Source organism: Candidatus Borrelia fainii (assembly GCF_027925085.1).
GTDB classification, from domain to species: domain Bacteria; phylum Spirochaetota; class Spirochaetia; order Borreliales; family Borreliaceae; genus Borrelia; species Borrelia turicatae.
The window spans coordinates 287007-306283 of sequence record NZ_AP027070.1; the positions used below are offsets into that span (position 1 = coordinate 287007).

The 19277-nt window shown below is 28.9% G+C and carries 15 protein-coding genes and 3 tRNA genes; 10 read left to right on the plus strand and 8 right to left on the minus strand.

The annotated features are described in order from the left end of the window. The first annotated feature begins 43 nt into the window (after nucleotides 1-43). Nucleotides 44-1891, plus strand: a complete 1848-nt coding sequence (locus tag QMG63_RS01250; RefSeq protein ID WP_281861014.1) for a fructose-specific PTS transporter subunit EIIC — start codon at nucleotides 44-46, stop codon at nucleotides 1889-1891. A 33-nt stretch (nucleotides 1892-1924) separates the two neighbouring features. Here the strand turns inward: QMG63_RS01250 and QMG63_RS01255 are convergent, their stop codons facing one another. Continuing rightward, entirely contained in the window at nucleotides 1925-2650 is a 726-nt protein-coding gene (locus QMG63_RS01255; RefSeq protein WP_281861015.1) for a hypothetical protein, read from the minus strand. A gap of 100 nt (nucleotides 2651-2750) precedes the next feature. On the opposite strand from QMG63_RS01255, the gene QMG63_RS01260 reads away from it, so the two are divergent. Together QMG63_RS01260 and rnmV are read left to right on the plus strand one after the other, a co-directional pair. Next, a complete protein-coding gene (locus QMG63_RS01260; RefSeq protein ID WP_281861017.1) occupies nucleotides 2751-4019 on the plus strand; it encodes a M18 family aminopeptidase in 1269 nt (422 codons plus the stop codon). A gap of 24 nt (nucleotides 4020-4043) precedes the next feature. After that, the gene (rnmV, locus tag QMG63_RS01265) at nucleotides 4044-4556 is read left to right on the plus strand and encodes a ribonuclease M5 (protein ID WP_281862069.1); all 513 of its coding nucleotides are present in this window, start codon (nucleotides 4044-4046) and stop codon (nucleotides 4554-4556) included. A 3-nt stretch (nucleotides 4557-4559) separates the two neighbouring features. On the opposite strand, the gene QMG63_RS01270 is transcribed toward rnmV, so the two are convergent. The 3 genes from QMG63_RS01270 to QMG63_RS01280 form a co-directional block, all read right to left on the minus strand. Further along, nucleotides 4560-4631: transfer RNA gene (locus tag QMG63_RS01270), tRNA-Asn, on the minus strand. A 76-nt stretch (nucleotides 4632-4707) separates the two neighbouring features. Next, nucleotides 4708-6756 carry a LysM peptidoglycan-binding domain-containing protein gene (locus QMG63_RS01275; RefSeq protein ID WP_281861018.1) on the minus strand — a complete coding sequence of 683 codons (2049 nt, stop codon included), beginning with the start codon at nucleotides 6754-6756 and terminating at the stop codon, nucleotides 4708-4710. Next, nucleotides 6713-7675, minus strand: a complete 963-nt coding sequence (locus QMG63_RS01280) for a hypothetical protein (RefSeq protein WP_281861019.1) — start codon at nucleotides 7673-7675, stop codon at nucleotides 6713-6715. The genes QMG63_RS01275 and QMG63_RS01280 overlap by 44 nt, the downstream gene beginning before the upstream one ends. 97 nt (nucleotides 7676-7772) lie before the next feature. Between QMG63_RS01280 and mfd the strand changes: the two genes are divergently transcribed. Both mfd and QMG63_RS01290 read left to right on the plus strand, forming a co-directional pair. Continuing rightward, nucleotides 7773-11141 carry a transcription-repair coupling factor gene (gene mfd / locus QMG63_RS01285; protein WP_281861021.1) on the plus strand — a complete coding sequence of 1123 codons (3369 nt, stop codon included), beginning with the start codon at nucleotides 7773-7775 and terminating at the stop codon, nucleotides 11139-11141. A gap of 16 nt (nucleotides 11142-11157) precedes the next feature. Then, complete coding sequence (locus tag QMG63_RS01290; protein WP_281861023.1) at nucleotides 11158-12372, plus strand: acetate kinase; 1215 nt, start codon at nucleotides 11158-11160, stop codon at nucleotides 12370-12372. Nucleotides 12373-12519: 147 nt separating this feature from the next. Here QMG63_RS01290 and QMG63_RS01295 read toward each other — a convergent pair whose 3' ends face one another. Together QMG63_RS01295 and QMG63_RS01300 are read right to left on the minus strand one after the other, a co-directional pair. Continuing rightward, nucleotides 12520-13065 carry a DJ-1 family glyoxalase III gene (locus tag QMG63_RS01295; RefSeq protein WP_281861025.1) on the minus strand — a complete coding sequence of 182 codons (546 nt, stop codon included), beginning with the start codon at nucleotides 13063-13065 and terminating at the stop codon, nucleotides 12520-12522. Nucleotides 13066-13081: 16 nt separating this feature from the next. Next, nucleotides 13082-13155, minus strand: a tRNA-Met gene (locus QMG63_RS01300). A gap of 441 nt (nucleotides 13156-13596) precedes the next feature. Here QMG63_RS01300 and QMG63_RS01305 point away from each other — a divergent pair. Then, on the plus strand, nucleotides 13597-15141 hold the full coding sequence (locus QMG63_RS01305; RefSeq protein WP_281862071.1) for a glycoside hydrolase family 3 N-terminal domain-containing protein: 1545 nt from the start codon (nucleotides 13597-13599) through the stop codon (nucleotides 15139-15141). Here QMG63_RS01305 and QMG63_RS01310 read toward each other — a convergent pair. Then, nucleotides 15131-16090, minus strand: coding sequence for a DHH family phosphoesterase (locus tag QMG63_RS01310; RefSeq protein ID WP_281861027.1), 960 nt, complete (start codon nucleotides 16088-16090; stop codon nucleotides 15131-15133). The two genes, QMG63_RS01305 and QMG63_RS01310, sit on opposite strands and share 11 nt — an antisense overlap. Nucleotides 16091-16220: 130 nt before the next feature. Between QMG63_RS01310 and cdd the strand changes: the two genes are divergently transcribed. Further along, a complete protein-coding gene (gene cdd, locus QMG63_RS01315; RefSeq protein WP_281861029.1) occupies nucleotides 16221-16676 on the plus strand; it encodes a cytidine deaminase in 456 nt (151 codons plus the stop codon). A gap of 33 nt (nucleotides 16677-16709) precedes the next feature. Here the strand turns inward: cdd and QMG63_RS01320 are convergent, their stop codons facing one another. Next, nucleotides 16710-17078: a hypothetical protein gene (locus tag QMG63_RS01320; RefSeq protein ID WP_281861031.1), complete on the minus strand. Its 369-nt coding sequence runs from the start codon at nucleotides 17076-17078 to the stop codon at nucleotides 16710-16712. Nucleotides 17079-17188: 110 nt separating this feature from the next. On the opposite strand from QMG63_RS01320, the gene QMG63_RS01325 reads away from it, so the two are divergent. The 3 genes from QMG63_RS01325 (at nucleotide 17189) to rpsD (ending at nucleotide 19263) form a co-directional block, all read left to right on the plus strand. Further along, nucleotides 17189-18487: a cation diffusion facilitator family transporter gene (locus tag QMG63_RS01325; protein WP_281861033.1), complete on the plus strand. Its 1299-nt coding sequence runs from the start codon at nucleotides 17189-17191 to the stop codon at nucleotides 18485-18487. 55 nt (nucleotides 18488-18542) lie between these two features. Then, nucleotides 18543-18616: transfer RNA gene (locus QMG63_RS01330), tRNA-Met, on the plus strand. A gap of 20 nt (nucleotides 18617-18636) precedes the next feature. Next, complete coding sequence (rpsD, locus tag QMG63_RS01335; protein WP_281861036.1) at nucleotides 18637-19263, plus strand: 30S ribosomal protein S4; 627 nt, start codon at nucleotides 18637-18639, stop codon at nucleotides 19261-19263. Nucleotides 19264-19277 lie beyond the last annotated feature (14 nt).

A 19277-nucleotide genomic window follows, 5' to 3' on the forward strand; every position in this document is an offset into this window, starting at 1 on the left:
AATAATTATAATATGGATACTATAGTATAGCAAGGAGTTTCCTATGCAAGATTTATTTTCCAAAAAACTAATATTATTAAACTATGAAGCCAAAAGTAAAGATGATGTAATTGAAAAAATGGCTGATATGCTCAATGAAAATAAATATTTGAACAACAAAGAAGATTTTATAAAAGAAATTAAAAAACGAGAAGAAATAAGTGGAACAGGTCTTGAAGAATATATTGCAATGCCACATGCAAAAGGTAATTTTGTTAAAAAACATGGAATAGCTATATTACGAATTAAAGGAGAAGGCTTTGATTTTAAAGCTTCCGACTTACAACCTTCAAAACTATTTTTCATGATAGCTGTACCTGAAAAAACTACAGGTAATACTCATATTAAAACAATATCTTACCTTAATAATATATTTAATAATGAAATTTTAAGACAAGAAATTATGAGTACAAATGATACAAATAAATTTTTAGAAATTCTTTTAAATAGCAACAAAGATATAATCATGAATGACACTAGTTCCAAAAATTTCATTCTAGCAGTAACTGCTTGCCCTACAGGAATTGCCCATACATACATGGCAGCTGAAAGCCTAAAACGAGCAGCAGCTGAACTAAACGTAGAGCTTAAAGTAGAAACTAATGGCTCTAGTGGTGTTGACAATCTAATAGAAGAAGAGGAGATAGAAAGAGCAAAAGGCATAATTATTGCAGCAGGCAAAACTGTCGATAAAGACAGGTTTAATGGTAAACCACTAATTGAAGTTGGTGTAAAAGATGGCATACACAAAGCAAAAGAACTCATTCAAAATATTCTTGATAACAAAGCAAAAATTTATAAGAGCAAAACAGTACAAGGAGAAAGCAAAACAATCCGAAAACCAGGTGGTGCATATAAACATTTAATGAACGGTGTATCTTTCATGCTCCCATTCGTAGTGTCTGGGGGAATAATTATTGCAATATCATTCATGTTTGGCATTAAAGCTTTTGATCCAAACGATCCAAGCTATAATAAGATAGCAGATATTTTAATGCAAATAGGCGGTGATAATGCTTTTTTCCTAATGCTTCCAATACTTGCTGGATATATTTCATTTAGCATAGCAGAACGTCCAGGACTTGCACCTGGAATGATTACAGGATTAATGATGAGCAAAGGAAATGCAGGATTCTTAGGAGGGATCCTAGCAGGATTTATCGCAGGATACGTAACTTTAGCAATAAAATCAATAAGTAAAAAAATAATACCACCAAAAATAAGTGGTATTAATCCCGTTTTAACCTACCCGCTTTTCTCAGTACTAATATCAGGATTTTTAACATATTTCTTACTAGCACCAATTGCATATATTAATACATCTATAACAAACATGTTAAATTCACTAAGCGGAACGAATATGGCATTACTGGGTGCACTACTTGGTGGAATGATGGCAATAGACATGGGTGGTCCTGTAAACAAAGCTGCCTATGCATTTGGAATTGCAATGATAACTGCTGGAAATTATATACCCCATGCAAGCGTAATGGTAGGAGGAATGACTCCTCCACTTGGAATCGCACTTGCAACTAGCATTTTCAATAATAAATTTTCACAAGAAGAACGTGAAGCCGGTAAAGTTTGTTACTTTTTAGGTGCATGTTTCATAACGGAAGGAGTGATCCCTTTTGCAGCATCAGACCCTTTAAAGGTAATACCTGCTTGCATAATAGGGTCATCTATCGGGGGTTTTTTGTCTGCATTATTTAAAGTAGAGCTTATGGCCCCACATGGTGGTATATTTATTCTTCCAATAATAACCAACCCATTAATGTGGATAATATCTATCCTCGTAGGTGCTTTAATAACAGGTCTATTAATAGGATTTATTTTAAGAGATAAGAAATAATTCTTATCTCTTAAAATAATATTTATACAAAGTCTAATAAACCAATCTCAATTTTATTGGTGTTGAAAGACTTAAAGCCCTAATCATATCTAGCTTAAGTTTTAAATTATTGGAGTTAAGCTGTTTAAATCCAAACTGTTCTTGAATTTTTCTCGAAGTCTTGATCTTGAGTGTAACATTAGAATTGTCAATAAGCTCATTTGCACGCGAAGTAAAGTCTGATAAAAAGTAAACTAATACATCCTTATATTCCTTCTCAGACATTGGTATTTCTTCTGATGGCAAAAGTACCGCAAGAGCATCATTCACCTGATCCTTATTTTCATTAATAATCTTGGTAACAGTTTTTAAATTAAAATCAATATCAAGAATATTTTTCCCATTCTTATTTGCTATCTTAAATATAGGCATTGTCTCCTTTGCAAGATAATCTTTGAAAACCTTAACCAGATTATCAAATTGAACAATCAAATTAAGAGAATCACCATTAAATTTAATATTTAAAAGCTTTAGACCTAATTTTTTCCCTTCATCACCAAAATATTGTTTTATCTTATCAATGGGGAAAAGGGGCATTTTAGCTATTTCCTCTCCTACAAGAGTTGTCACAAGTTCTTTTTTGATCTTTTCAAATTCTTTATTAACATTAAATATTAATGAAACTGTTCCGCTCGTATCATCTTGTAAATTAACCTCTGAAATCGTAGTACAAGCAATAAATATTAAAGGCACAAGCATCAAATTATAAAATCTATCCATTTAACAATCTCCTTGTATATACAACAAACATATATACATACACTAAGTATTATAATAAAATATTAAGTATCAAAACAATAAAACCACAGGAGAAAAAAACATGCATGACCAAACATTAGATATATCACATTTCCAGAAATTACTAGATAAAAGCTTAACACCATACCATTTAATAAACTACATTGAACAAAAACTGGTATATTATCTTAATGCAAAGGAATTAAAACTTGACGATAAATGGACATTAGAAACGGGATATTATTATGTAAAAAAAGAAGGAACAAGTCTTATTACATTTAACATTAACACTAATAAAATATATGAACCATTCCTAATAGCAGCAGCACACTCTGACAGCCCTGGATTAAAACTCAAAATAGAATCTAGGAAATACAAAGACAATGTATTCTCTCATCACATTGAAACTTACGGTAGTCCAATAATTTCAACCTGGACTGACAGAGACTTAAGCTTATCAGGAGTTGTATACTTTAATAAAGATGAAATAATTAACTTAGAATTAATAACAATTGAAAATATTGGGATCATACCAAACCTTGCCATTCATTTAAACCGAAATGTAAATGAAGGATTTGCATATGATACTCATGAGAACATAGTCATCATCACAAGTTTTAAAAAAAGCATTAAAGAAAAAATTCTAGAAAAACTGCAAATATCTGAAAAAGATTTCCTATCATGCGATTTAATATTTACAGCATCAGAACCTGCTAAAATTATAGGCAGCGAAGGTGAATTTTTGGCATCCAAAAACCTAGATAACAAATCGGGATGTCATGCCATCATGAATGCATTTGTTCATACAAATAACAATAAAAATAAAGTAGCTGTATTTTTTGACAATGAAGAAATTGGATCTTTAACTTCCAGAGGAGCTAACTCAACACTATTAACAGAAGTCTTAGAAAGAATTGATCATGTTTTAAATCTAGGAAAAGAAGAACATCTAATCAAACTAAACAAATCATTCAATATTTCAATGGACGGCGCACATGGAGTTCATCCAGGCTACATATGTAAACATGACCCAAACTATCAAATAAGTCTAGGGAAAGGGATAACCATTAAAAGCAATGCTAATTTCAAATATGCAACAACAGCACATGGATGTGCAAAACTTAAAGCCTTAGCCATGAAAAATAACATTAAAATTCAAGAAATAATAATGAAAGCAAATACAAATGCCGGAACCACAATTGGTCCAATTTCAAACTCTCAAACAGGAATTGAAACTATAGATATTGGAACCCCAATGTGGGGAATGCACTCTTTAAGAGAAACTATTGCAATATCAGATCACATAGAAGCAATCAAACTTCTTAGAGCATTTTTTGAAAATTGGAATTAAAAACTGGAACAAATAAAAGAAATAATTGTAGTCGAAGGCAAAGATGATGCTAAGAGAATAAAAGAACTATTTAAGTGCACTATAGTTGAAACTGGTGGATTATATCTTAAACAATCAACCATTAATGTTTTAAAAAAAGCAATAGAAACAAATGGAATTATTATTTTCACTGATAGCGACAAAACAGGGGATCTAATTAGAAGACAAATACTTAAAAAAGTGGGCTATTTAAACCAAGACAAAATTAAACATGCTCACCTTAAAAATAAAAATCAAGAGGTAGAAATGTCTTCTAAACTTGAAATAACAACTATTTTAAAAAAAATAGGTACTTTTTATAACGAAAAACAAAAAGAGGGTCTAAGTTTAAATGATTTAATAGAACTTGGCATCACAGGAGCTCAATCCAAGAAAAAAAGAGAACAAATACAAAAACACTTCAGCTTGGGAAATGGTAATAACAAAAAACTACTTGAGAGACTCAATTATTTTAAAATAAAACGAGAAGACATAAAAAAAATATTAACAAAAGAATAAAAACTCCCCCAGAAGGAATTGAACCTCCGACCAAGTGGTTAACAGCCACCTGCTCTACCGCTGAGCTATAGGGGACTCACTATCTAAGTATTATGCTAAATTGAAACTATTTTGTCAAGTCATACAATCCATAAAAAATAATCTACTTATCCTATAAGATTTTCAAAATAGCATCAGCAAGGATTTTAGAATCCCGGTCCCTAAGCTTAGAAGATCTAATAGCCCAAGCTTCCTCGTCAAATGCTAAATTCCTAACCTCAACCAAAAATTTAGTCTTAACAACGTTATTTTTTAGCACATAAAGGTTTTGGCCCTTAATATAAGGGGTTCTCTTAAAACTTTTTGTCATTTTCTCAATCATACTCTTAGAATGAGCATCAAAGTCCTTTCCATCCTCAAACTGGTAATAAAATCCCATACACCGAGGCGCACCAACACTATTATCAGAATGCAAACTAATATAAAGAACATCTTGTTCCTTAACATTTTTATACTTATTTATAAATTTCTTCACAACAGATAATCTTTTCCTCAAACCTTCTTGAGTACCGTTTATCCAAGAATCGACCGTATCAGTTTTATTTAAATCATAATCATTATAAACTTCATTCTTAACATTAACAAATGTATTATTAGCAGACACACTATCTCTGATTAAATGATCAGGGGATAAAATAGTAAGCTCAACATTAGCTCCATATTCCTTAAGATACACATAAAGCCTTAAAGCAATATCATAAACATATTCATCCTCAACAACAAAAATTTCATTCTTAAGTCCGTCTCTTGCTTTAACAATAGCACCAGGATCAAGGCCTCCATGTCCAGGATCAACAATGATTAACTTATTTTTTAGGCTATTATTTTTAACTGGCCGAGATTGCACAAGACTTTCAAAACTCTTAAAAAGTTGACTTGCTTTCTTATAGGCATTCAGAGGCGAATACCAATCTTCTGAATAAAACTCACTTGGTTGACTCCCTTTTTTAGGCTTATACCAATAATAAAAAACTCCATTAGCCTCAAATATAGGTATTTTAGGCTCCAATACAACTAAAGCACTAATATCAAAAACATCTCTATTGTCTAAAACATTGGAAAAATTTAAATTTAATTTTTTACTTTTAGCAGAAACAATATTTGCAATAGCTTTAACTGTAGTTTTAGAAGTTTTATCCACAAATTCTTTTAGCTCGTTATTTGCAACAACTGGTCCTTTGCTTTTATCATAAATCTTAAGTTCCTGATTATGAAAAATACTATTCCCATTTAAATTATTCCAAATTTTAAGATCTTCAAGCAAAACCCCATACTTACGAGCAATACTATATAATGTCTCACCAACAGATACTTTGTGGGATATAAACGTTTCACTACTTCGATTTTCACTCTTTAATTGTAAAGATTCAGAACTTGGTAAATCTTCTTCAATAACTTTTGAAACATCTAAAATTGAATCTGCCTTTAAATTTATTGCCTTACCTCCATTAAGACGGACAAGATGTTTTGCAGTAACACCATAAATATATGCAATTTTTCCAAGAGTCTCTCCTCGCTTTACATAATGAAAATTGACATTCCCAGAAGTCCTTTTTAAATATAATTTTTGACCAATTATTAAGCTCTTATTCTTTAGAGAATTAAATCGTATAATATCCTCAATACTAATATCAAAATCCACAGAAAGCTTGGAGAGTGAATCACCCTTTTTAACTATATATGGCTTTAAAAAATTAGGCTCATCCAAATTCAACTTAGAACCAACTTTAAGAAGTTTAGAACTTAAATTATTCCAAGCAAGCAATTCTTTTTCCTTAATGCCATATTGTTTAGATATATCTTCAATAGTATCGCCGACTTTAACAACATGAATTTTGGCATCAAGATTGCTTAACTTAAGGTTCCTATTATTCTTTTTAGTAATAATTTTGTTGACCTTAGAAGAACTTGGAATAACTAATATACGCCCAACTCTAATATGCTCAGACTTCAAATTATTTGCACTTTTAAGTTCTTTTATTGGAATTTTATATTTAAGAGAAATCGAATATAAAGTATCACCTTTAACAACTTCATGTTTAAAATCAGCATATAAACTAAAGTAACTTACTATCCATAAAACAATACTAAATCCTTTAATCTTAAAAATAAAAGGCCTAATATTTCTCCTTAATCCCAGTATTTTGAACAGTATAATCATAAATGATCCAATAATAATCATACTTTTTTAAAAAAAAGGTATATCGTTTGGCTACATAAAAATGACCATCTTCAAAATACACATCAGATACAACTTTTCCTGCAGAATCCGTATAAGTTGTTTCAATAATAGAAAATTTACTTGGAACTTTTGAAATAGCAGAATTACTATCATTCCATAGATAATCTTTATACTCTTCTAGCATATTATTAGAACCTGATTTAAGTTCTTGCTTATAAAGATATGATTTATTTTGATCACTTAAAATAAGACTCTCAATATCAATATATAGAAAGAATTTTTCTCTCTCCCCAAGTCTCAACGCTGAAAATAAATATTCAACAACTTTATCAGGGGACAAATTTTCTCTTTTCAAAACACTTTGAATTTCATGATTGGAAGATAAATTAGAAAAGTCAAATTTTCCTGCAACATCATCCATTTTAGGTTTTAAAAACAAAGTAATAACATTAGACTCTACATGCTTTTGTGGATCTGAGATATCTGGGAAAAACATACCTTTGACAAAATAAACTCCATCTTTATCAAATTGTACAAATTGATTTAAGCTCATTACCACAGAAAATCTCTCATTAGGTCTTAAACTAAGAGTTCTTACAGGAATCGCAACATTTTTTGCCCTATCCTTAACATATTCAAGAGACCTTTTAACTTTTATGTTAGTAGTATCTGTAACATCAAAATCAAAACCGAAAGTATTAACATCTCCTATTTCAAGAATAAGTAAATCATCAGACGAGTTACTAAGCGAAACTTCAACAGAAACATTACTATTAACACGATAAATTGATTGATTGAAAAACTTTATCTTAAAATCAAGACCCTTATAATCTCTAGGAAAAAGTATAAAAGGAACAACCATAAGAGATATAACAAACAATAAATTCCTAAATTTCATAAACTCCTCAAAATCTAATTATATTATACATAACGAAACAGAACATATCCATTAATATATAATATTATACTAAACTACAGAAACAAAAAGGTAAAAAATGAATATAGAAAAAGAACTAACTGCCAGATTAAATGACAATCAAAATCTAAAAAAAATACAACAACTTATTGAAAAAAATCTACCCTTTACAATAGTAGGACATGAAGGATTTTTTAAAGCTTTCTTAATCAACAAAATAAAGGAATACAGCAATAGTAATAAAATTATATTAATAGTTAAAAACGAAAATATCTCCGATGAACTCAAAGATGATTTAATGCAAATTACAGACAACATATATGAACTTAACTATTTCAGTCCCCTTATATATAAAGATATCGGTTCAAAAAGTAAAGTCTTTATAAAACGAGTAAAATTTTTAATCAATTTTTATGAAAATAATCCTGGGATCTACATTGTTTCACTAAAATCCCTACTTAGCAAAATCCCCACAAAAGAAAATTTATTTAAAAACATTTATAAAATTCAGACAGACACCACAATAAACATAGAAAATCTTGAAAGTAAACTTATAAAACTAGGATATGAAAAAACAATGAGAGTTACATTACCTGGAGAATTTACAATAAAGAATGAAATAATAGACATACATTCATTTAATAAGACAGAATCAATAAGAATTTCAGTGGAGCTTGATAAAATAAAAGAAATCAAATATTTTAATCCCTTAACTCAATTAAAAAAAGGAAATTCAATTTCCGAATTTGATATAATTCCAAAAAAGGAAATCATTTGGAATAACGAAAACATAAATAAACTAAAACACCACTTAAAAGAAAATGAATATAAAAAATTATTTGAACAAATTGAAACAAAATATAATGCAAGAGCAGAAGAAATATTTTATCCACTAATAGGAGACATATACCTAAGTCAAGAAATAAATGAAGATACACCTATTATAAATTTAGAAATACCAAATTTACAAGAAGAGATCAAAAAGATCTATAAAGAGTATGAAAAACTTTATAACCAAGCAATAGAGTCTGGAAAAAAAACAATTGCACCAAAAGAAATTTTCATAAATTTGAACGATTTTAAATTAAAAACTAATATTTTTATCGTAAAAACCCCTGTAAATATAAAAACAAAAGAACTAATAGAATTTAACATCGAAAGTGAGCGTAAATTTTTCTCAAACATCACACTTGCAAAAGAAGAAATACAAAACTGGCTAAACAATGGATTTAAAGTAATCATTGCAGCAGAATCTAATTCACAAAAAGAAAAATTAAAATATATCTTCAAAGATCTGACAAAAATCAAAATTGAAGTTTTAAAAATATCAAGCTCACTTATAATAAACAAAGAAAAAATAGCCATTATCCTTGAATCAGATATCTTTAATAGAAGACAAAAAATAAATAAAGCTTTCGAATCATCAAAAACAAAAACTATTGATTCATTTACTGAAGTGGAAAAAAACAGTCATGTTGTTCACATAAACCATGGAATTGGAATATTTCGGCAGATAAAAAGAATTAAAACGAGTCTTCTTGAAAAAGATTACATTGAAATTGAATACGCAGATAACGAAAAATTATTTATTCCAATCGAACAAACACATCTCATTCAAAGGTATATTGGAAATGAAACTCAAAATATAAAATTAGATAAAATCAGTTCAAAAACTTGGGAAAAGAAAAAAGCTTATGCAAAGAAAAGAATCGACACAATTGCCGATAAACTTGTTGAACTTTACGTAAAAAGAGAAAGTACTAAGGGATTTCAATATCCTCAAGACAATGAATGGCAATTATTATTTGAATCAGAATTTCCATACGATGAAACTCCGGATCAATTAACAGCAATATCAGAAATCAAACAAGACATGATGAGTTTAAAAGTAATGGATAGACTTTTATGCGGAGATGTTGGATTTGGTAAAACTGAAGTCGCAATGAGAGCTGCATTCAAAGCTGTCATGGGCAAAAAACAGGTAGCAATACTCTCCCCAACAACAATTCTTACAGAACAACACTTTAATACATTTAAACAAAGATTTAAAAACTTCCCAATCAACATTGCAATGATGAGCAGATTTATAAAAAAATCAAAAGAAAGAGACATTATAAAGAAACTAGAAACAGGAGAAATTGACATAATAATTGGCACACATAAAATACTCTCTAAGAAAATAATATATAAAAATTTAGGACTCATTATAATCGATGAAGAACAAAGATTCGGGGTAAAAGAAAAAGAAAAACTAAAGGAAATAAAAATCTCTGTTGATTGTCTTGTCCTATCAGCAACTCCAATACCGAGATCCCTTCATATGTCATTAATCAAATTAAGAGATATCTCTGTCTTAAAAACTCCACCCCAAAATAGAATAAAAATAGAAACTTACGTAGAAGAATTTAGCGAGCTACTAATTAAACACGCAATAGAAAATGAACTTTCTCGAGATGGACAAGTTTTTTTTGTACATCACAATATTCAAGAACTAGATTTAATAAAAGCAATGCTAGAAAAAATGGTTCCTTATGCAAGAATTGCAACCATTCATGCAAGACTTCAAGGTGACCAAATTGAAAATATTATGCATGATTTTATAAATAAATCATATCAGATATTACTAGCAACAACAATCATTGAAAATGGAATAAATATTGAAAATGCAAATACAATAATAATTAACAATGCGAATAGATTCGGACTTGCACAATTATACCAGCTAAGGGGCAGAGTTGGCAGAAGTTCGCAGAAAGCCTTCGCTTATTTCTTATATAAAGAAAATTCAATTTTAAACGAAAGTGCCATTGAAAGACTAAGGGCAATATCTGAATTTTCAGAACTTGGAACAGGATTTCAAATTGCAATAAAAGATATGGAAATAAGAGGTGTTGGGAACTTACTTGGACACGAACAACATGGAGAGATCGAATCTATTGGACTAAATTACTACTTAACAATGTTAAACAAAGCAATTGAAAAACGAATGGGAAAAAGTTCTAATGAAGAAGAAATCATTATTGAAATCAATTACAATGGATTCATACCCGATAGCTATATAAACAATGAACAAGACAAAATATCAATTTATAAAAAAATCTCAAGGGTTCAAAACGAGGAAGAAAATAACAAAATAAGGGCTGACATTTATGACCAATTTGGACCAATCCCAAAAGAACTTAACAACCTGCTTATATTATCAGAACTCAAATTACTTGCAAAAAAACTCAATATTACCAGCCTTAAAGAAAAAAATGAGTTACTTGAAATCGAATATTTAAATACAAAAAGTATTCCTGTCGAAAAAATAATGCAAATCATAAAAGACAACCCTAATATACTGAAAATAAATCCAGAATATAAAAATTCCGTTTTCTTAAACCTAAAACATGTTAAAAAAACAGAAAAAATAAACTGCATATATAAAAATTTGAATCTATTATTATAATAAGAGAACAAAAGATATGAAAATATTAACAATTAACACAGGAAGTTCTTCATTAAAATTTACACTTTATAAACATAAAAATACACAAATACTAATATCTGGAACAATCGAAAAAATAAAAACAAAAAAATCAATAATTAAAATTAAGACCAAAAATGACTTACTAGAAAAAACAGATACACACATCAAATCACACAAAGAAGCATTAAAACAATTAATTAAAATATTAACAAACAAGAAATTAAAAATCATAGAAAATCTAGACGAAATTCAAGGGATAGGACACAGAATTGTACATGGAGGTCCAAATTTCAAAAATTCAACAATACTTAACACAAATAGCTTAAACGAACTAAAGAAGATATCCAAGCTTGCACCTCTTCACAATCCAACTGCAATAAAAGTCATAGAAATAACACTTAAAATATTTCCAAATGCAAAACAAGTTTTATGTTTTGACACATCATGGCACAAAACCATGAATGAAAATGCATTTTTATACGCCACACCATATTCTTGGTATAAAGACCATAATATCAGAAAATATGGATTTCACGGTTTATCATACTCATATATAACAAAACGAGTTGCAACAATACTTAACAAACCTAAAGAAAATCTAAACTTAATAATACTACACCTAGGCAATGGCTCAAGCATCAATGCAGTTAAAAAAGGACTATCTTACGACACAAGTATGGGTCTTACCCCTCTTGAAGGACTTGTAATGGGCACAAGAAGTGGGGATATAGATCCTACAATTATTCCTTTAATGAGCAAACTTCTAAATAAAACTCCAAAAAAAATCGAAGAAATTCTTAACAAGCAAAGTGGTATGCTTGGCATATCTCTTAAGTCAAATGATCTAAGAGAGATTTGGGAAGGAGTAAAAAATAATGAATATAACTCTAAACTTGCAGTTGAAATAATGGCTTATAGAATAAAAAAATACATTGGATCTTACCTTGCAATACTTGATTTCAATATTGATGCAATAATTTTCACAGCTGGCATTGGTGTTACAGATTATGGAATAAGAGAGTTATCACTAAAAGGCTTTGAAAAAATTGGAATAAAAATTGATCCCCAAAAGAATAATTTAGCAATAGACAAACATACAGAATCCGACATCTCAAGTGAAAAAAGTAAGACAAAAATATTTGTAATACCAACAAATGAAGAATTAACCATACTTGAAGATACCTACAATTTAATTATAAAGTCTCCATAAGGTTTAAAACAAAGATATAAGATTCAATCTTCAGCATATTTAACAAATAAATCATAAAAAAAGTTTAAAAATTAATCACAAAATGATCTTATTTTTAAAAATAGACTTACTAAATTAATCAACATATTTTAGTAGCACAAATTCATATTAAAGTAAAACTTGCTTCTTGATATCTTCAAACACCCTTTCTCCCTTAACAATCTTAAGCAAAGTAAAAGCAAATTCAAAAGCTGTACCAACACCCTTAGAAGTAATAAAATTATTACTAATAACAACATCCTCATCCACAAATTCGCCATCAGTAATATTATTTTCAAATCCAGGATAACACGTAAATTTATTTGCACCTAAGAGTCCCTTTGCAGAAAGCACAACTGCTGGAGATGCACAAATAGCTGCAATTAACTTGCCTTGTAAGTTCATATTTCTTAAAATCTTATCTAAATCTTTAGATTCAAAAAGATTGATAGCACCAGGCATTCCTCCAGGGAGTATTATTAAATCAAAATGATCCTCACTATAATCTGATATTTTTTCATCAGCATAAAAAGTAAACCCTCTAGAACTTGAAACAACCTTATCATCATTCAAACTGATAACCCTTAGATCAACATCACCTCTTTTTAAAATATCCATAGGAATTATAGCTTCAATTTCTTCAAAACCATTCGCAAGCACAATTGCCACTCTCACAATAAAAACTCCTTAATGCTGATGGAGGGACTTGAACCCACGACAACTCGGATATGAGCCGAGTGCTCTAACCAACTGAGCTACATCAGCTTGTAGCCATTAAAGTGTATAAATTCAAAGATATTTTGTCAATATAAAATCATACTCTTAAAACACACACTTATTGCATTAAAATGATTACAATCAATATAACAAGAAATTCAACTTACAAGATAAGTACTTTATATTTCTTTTAAAAGAAAAATAAAACTATTACTGAAAATAAGTTATATATCTTAATATAAATAAAAATTTTATAACTTAAATTATGTTCATTTATTGAAGTAGGTTTAAAAACAATAGAGGATTTGGAATGAGTAATTTTAAAACAATATGATATACTTATGAATCTAAAAAAAACAAAAGATTGGTATGGTTTAAATGAAAAAAATTGTTTGTATAGCTATCTTTTTTATCCATAATAATTGTTTCGCCTACAACTTTTGGACTACAGAAGATAAAGAAAAATTAATAGATAACATAGTAAGTCAAATGAATGATAAAGAATTATTGGGACAAATGTTCATGATAAGTTACCCGGGAGAACAAATAACAAAATTTGCACTAAACTTCATCAAAGAAAGAAACTTAGGGGGAATTAAAATCTTTGGATGGAATGCCAAAAACTTACACATGCTAATAGAAAGCATAAATAAAGCACAATCGATATCCCAAAACAATAAATTTAAAATACCTTTATTTATAGCAACGGATCAAGAAGGTGGATGGACACAACATATAAAACTCAAAACATCAAAGACAATAGGAAATCTTGGAATCACAGCTACTCTATCACCAAACGATTCTTACCTTACAGGATATCACATAGCAAATGAGCTAAGACAACTTGGAATCAATCTAAATTTCGCACCCATAACAGACATTTACAGCAATGAGGAAAATTTTACAATAGGACCAAGGACATATTCAAATAATCCACAAATCGTTTCTCTTTTTGCTCTAGCCTTTTACAAAGGACAAAAACAAGCAGGAATAATTTCAACAGCAAAACACTTCCCCGGACATGGAAATACTGTTGTTGATTCTCATATAAAAATGCCAATAATAAACTCAAATTTAAGAGAAATGCAATCAAATGAATTATTGCCATATAAAATATTAATACAAGAAAATATCCCAATGATTATGAGCGGACATCTAGCATACCCAATGCTTACAAATGGCAAAGAAATACCTGCATCATCTTCAATTAAAATCATAAAGGAACTACTTAGAAAAAAATTGAAATATGATAATTTAATAATAACAGATGATTTATTAATGAATGCAGTAAAATATAACAATGAAAGCATTTATGACATAATTGAAAGAATTATCAGAACTGAAACTGATATCTTATTAATATCATTAAACGAAAACATACAAAACAACGCATACAATAAACTATTAAATCTCATGCAAAAAGATAGTGAAATAAGAGAAAATATCATTAAATCTAACAAGAGAATACTTAGAATAAAGTTAGAATACTTAAAAGAAAGAAAAAATGAAACTGAAATTTATTCAAATCATAAAAAGATTCAAGCAGTACCTACTAAAGAAGCTAAAAATTTTTTTGAACAAAGTACATTAAGAGGAATAACTAAAATAAAGTTATCAAAACAAGTATCAAAGCACAAAAAAACACTTTTAATATCACCTTATCACACAATGATTAAAGAAGGAAAAACAATATTTCAAAACAGTTCCGGATATTACTATGATTATTATCCTTTAAACAACATGAATCCCACAAAACTGAAAGAGATAAAAAAGTTGATTGAAAAACACGAACAAGTTATCTTTAATATCTCAACACCCGCTAGTCAACAATACATAGAAAACTTAAAAGAATATAAAGACAAAATAAGTATAATTGTATCGCTTACACCCCAACATATTAAAAACCTAGACTGGATACAAAATATAGTAATAGTATACGGAACAACAAGACTGTCTTTTAAATCTGGATTCCTCACTTTAACAGAGGATTTTAATCCAAAAGGAAAAAGCCCCTTAATAAACTTTAAGCCTTAATAGCGTCCTTGATATATGCGATTATTTGACTCTCTAAAAGATTTAAAGAACTATTTTTAATCTTAAATCCACTAGCATGCTTATGTCCCCCTCCCCCAAAATACTTTGCAAGCTCACCCACATCAAAATATTCTCTAGAACGAAGCCCCACCAAAATAGAACCATCTTCCGTCTCTTTTAAAACAATTAATATTTCATTATTTTCAACATTAGAAAGAAGCGCATAAAAAAGTTCATTAACACCACTAATATTATTATCCTTATTAGAATTGAAAGGCAAAATAGTAAGCAATACCTTTCCATCGAAATAAGCTTTAAGATTGTTTAACATCATACTAAGCATATCTATTGAAGTTAAACTCTTAACAGATTCAATATAATTATAAACATCCTTAAGACTTAAACCTTTAGAGACAAGTCTAGCCACCATTTCAAAAGGTTCAGGATCACTTCTTGAAATAAATCTAAAAAATCCTGTATCTGTGCAAAATCCAACCAAAATATACCATGCTTCCTCTTTAGTAACCTCATACCCAAATTTTCTAATTAATTTCTCAATCAAAAAAGTAGTTGAAGGAGCAAAAGGATCAATATACCCCGGAACATCCAACTTATCACCCGATGCATGATGATCAATAACAAGAATAGGCATATCTTTTACATAAAAACCAAACTCATCTCCAATTCGATCAAATATGGAGCAATCCAAAATAATAACAGCATAATCTGAAGAATCAACATCTGGCCATTTAGATAAAAACTTATCTTTAAAAGGAATTATTTCCTTTCTCACAAAAGGACCTTCATTTAACATGATGACCTTTTTACCTATTCTAGACAAAAAAGAAGCTAAAGCTAAAGACGAACCAATACAATCAAAATCAGGATCTTTATGTCCAATAATAATAAAATTATTATATTTTTTAATAAATTCAATAACATCTATCATAAAAAAATATTAACAAACCTTTCATATACATCAACAATTACATCTTATAATTAAATATTTTACAATATTTTCATAAAAAATTATAATCATTGTGCTATAATTAACAATGCCATAAACTAAGAGGTATTAAATGAAAGATAATGAACAAAATGCAATTGTAAAAGCATTTCAATTGGCGGAAACTGCAAGAAATAATGCATATTCACCATATTCAAAATTTAAAGTAGGAGCTTGTATTAAAACTAAAGCCAATTTATTTTTTCAAGGTTCAAATGTTGAAAATGCAAGTTTTGGAGCAACTCGTTGTGCAGAACAAGCCGCAATAATGAACATGATATCATCTGTTGGTATACAAAAAATAGATTTTATATTGGTCACAACAATTCCAGCAAGTGTCCCATGTGCAATATGTCGTCAAGTAATGTCAGAATTTTTCGAAGAAAATACTAAAATATTAATGACAGATCCTAACCAATTTAATGCCACTAAAACAATTTCACAAACTTATACACTTAAAGATTTACTTAAAATTCCATTCAACAAAGAAGAGTTATCAAAAATATTTAAGGCAAATCAAGAAACATAAATTAAAAATTTGTGTAAAGAACAAATTTAAGTATTAATCTAAAATACCAAAAGAAACAATAGCCCTAGCAAACTCACTCAATGTGGCATCCTTAAGAGTGCACGCTGAAGAATCAAACACTTCTAATATGAGCTTTTTCTCATCAATGCTAAATTCATAATCTAAAACTTCTAATGATAAAAAGTTAATAATTGGAATAAATTTATCAATAAAAGCGTATATTCCCTTATCAAAGTCAAAATTCTCATGATAATGGTCGAATACACTCTTTAAAGCTTTTTCATCAAAAATTTTAAAAAAATCATAAAAAATATGTTCAACACTGTTCACATTATTTATCAAAACTCCATCTTTAGAAATGGCTCTTTTACATTTTTTAACAAAAAATTGAGATTGTAACATAAAAATCCCTCCCACCTCATTTAAGATATTAACAAAATTAATTGAACATTAAAAAAAATAATGTTATCCTATAATAGGATTATGCAATAAAAAAAAGAGAAAGTGCAAACATGATCAAGATAATCAACAATAAAAACATCAATAAATGCACTAACTTAAAACTTGCAAGCTTAAAAAAAGATGAAATTTACATAGTTTACACAGAAAATAATGTTGAAATGGTTTCATACCTGAAAGCTAAAATACAAAATAAAGAGATTAAAATTAATAATTTCTATATTGATCCAAATTTTAAAGCAGAAAGAATAGAAAGAGTACTCATTCATAACCTAATTTATTATGGTAAAAAAAACAAAATACAAAAAATCTTATGCAAAATTAATGACATAAAAGAAGAACTTAAAAACCTAGGATTTGAAAATAATAATAATATATATGAAAAAGACTTAAGTTATGAAACAAAAAAAAATACACTTATAATAAGAATAGGACTTATCTCCGTATTAGCAGAAGTAACATCAATAACATCTAAACTTACTGTTGGAATTATTTTTAACTCGTTTGCACTCATAGCAGATGCACTTCACGTTACATCCGATCTTATCCTATCTACAATTACTTATTTTAGTTTAAAAATTACAAATCGGCCTGAAACAATTTATTATCCTTATGGATATAAAAAAATGGAAAACCTGATAGCATTTATCATAGGATTAATCATCATAATCTCAGGATTTACAATATTTTTAAGCACAACAGGACTAAACAAATTAATGAACTTCAGAAGTGAATCTGGATTACATATTCATAATCATGGATATGATCATCAGGAGTATGATCATTATCACGAAGATAAAAAAAATATATTAGAAATATTTTCAAATAATTCTTTAAAAAAAAGCATTTGGATACCATTAATACCCTTTATATTTTTCTTAGTCAAGATAATCGAATATTTGGTAAAATTCCAAATCGGCAAAAGGTATAACAACTATTTGCTTTTAGCATTATCATCATCTGATAAGAATTGCATATTCTCTCATGGAGGAACCACACTAAGCTTATTACTTGCAAATTATGTATGGACAGGATTTGATAAAATAATATCTATATGTATTAGTTTTATAATGATCAAAGAAGGACTACACGTAATCATAAATAATGCTAATAAACTCCTTTCAAAACAAGACATAGACTTAAAAAGAAAAATAAAAAACACATTAAAAAATATTAATGTAAATTTTAAAGAACTCAACTTTTCTCATCAAGGAAATGACTTAAGTCTCCATGTCAAACTAGATTTAAGCCATGAAAATGACTTAAAAAGTTTGATACAAAAAACAGAAAAAATAAAATATACCATAAAAAAATACCATAAAGAAATATGTGAAATATACATATTAATATAACCAAATAAAATTAATTGACACCTTAAATATAATTGTGTTAAAATGTGTTACAAGACGCAGGGTGGAGCAGTTTGGTAGCTCGTCGGGCTCATAACCCGAAGGCCGTAGGTTCGAGTCCTGCCCCTGCTATTTAAAGATGCGAGGAGTAAATGAATAGAAAAAACGTAGCTAAAGGAAAATTGGTAAGACGATTTGGTATTAACATCTTCGAACAACCTAAATATGATAAATTGCTTAAAAAGAAACCTAACGCACCTGGAATGCACGGACGATCTAGGAGAGTCAAAATCACAGAATATGGAAAACAACTAATAGAAAAACAAAAGGTAAAATTTACTTATGGTGTAAGTGAAAGACAACTTACTAATATTTTCAAAGAAGCAAGAAAACAAAATGGAGTTACAGGGGATAATCTTTTAGCATTACTTGAGAGAAGAATTGACAATGTTGTATACAGAGCTGGATTTGCTATTTCAAGAGCTCACGCAAGGCAAATAGTTTCACATGGAATTATTATACTTAATGGAAGAAGAGTGACAATTCCATCCATTACTCTAAGAGCAAACGATATGATACAAGTAAAAGAAAAAGATAGCCTAAAAAAACTAGTTAGATCCAACATAGAAAAAACATCAACTCTTAGAAAATTACCAACTTGGATAGAAGTAAATGCCGATAATTTAAATGTAAAAATAACTCGACCGCCATCAAGAGATGAAATACCTACCCTTGCAAATGAACAAATGATTGTCGAATACTATTCCAAGAGAGCATAAATCAATAAGAGTGG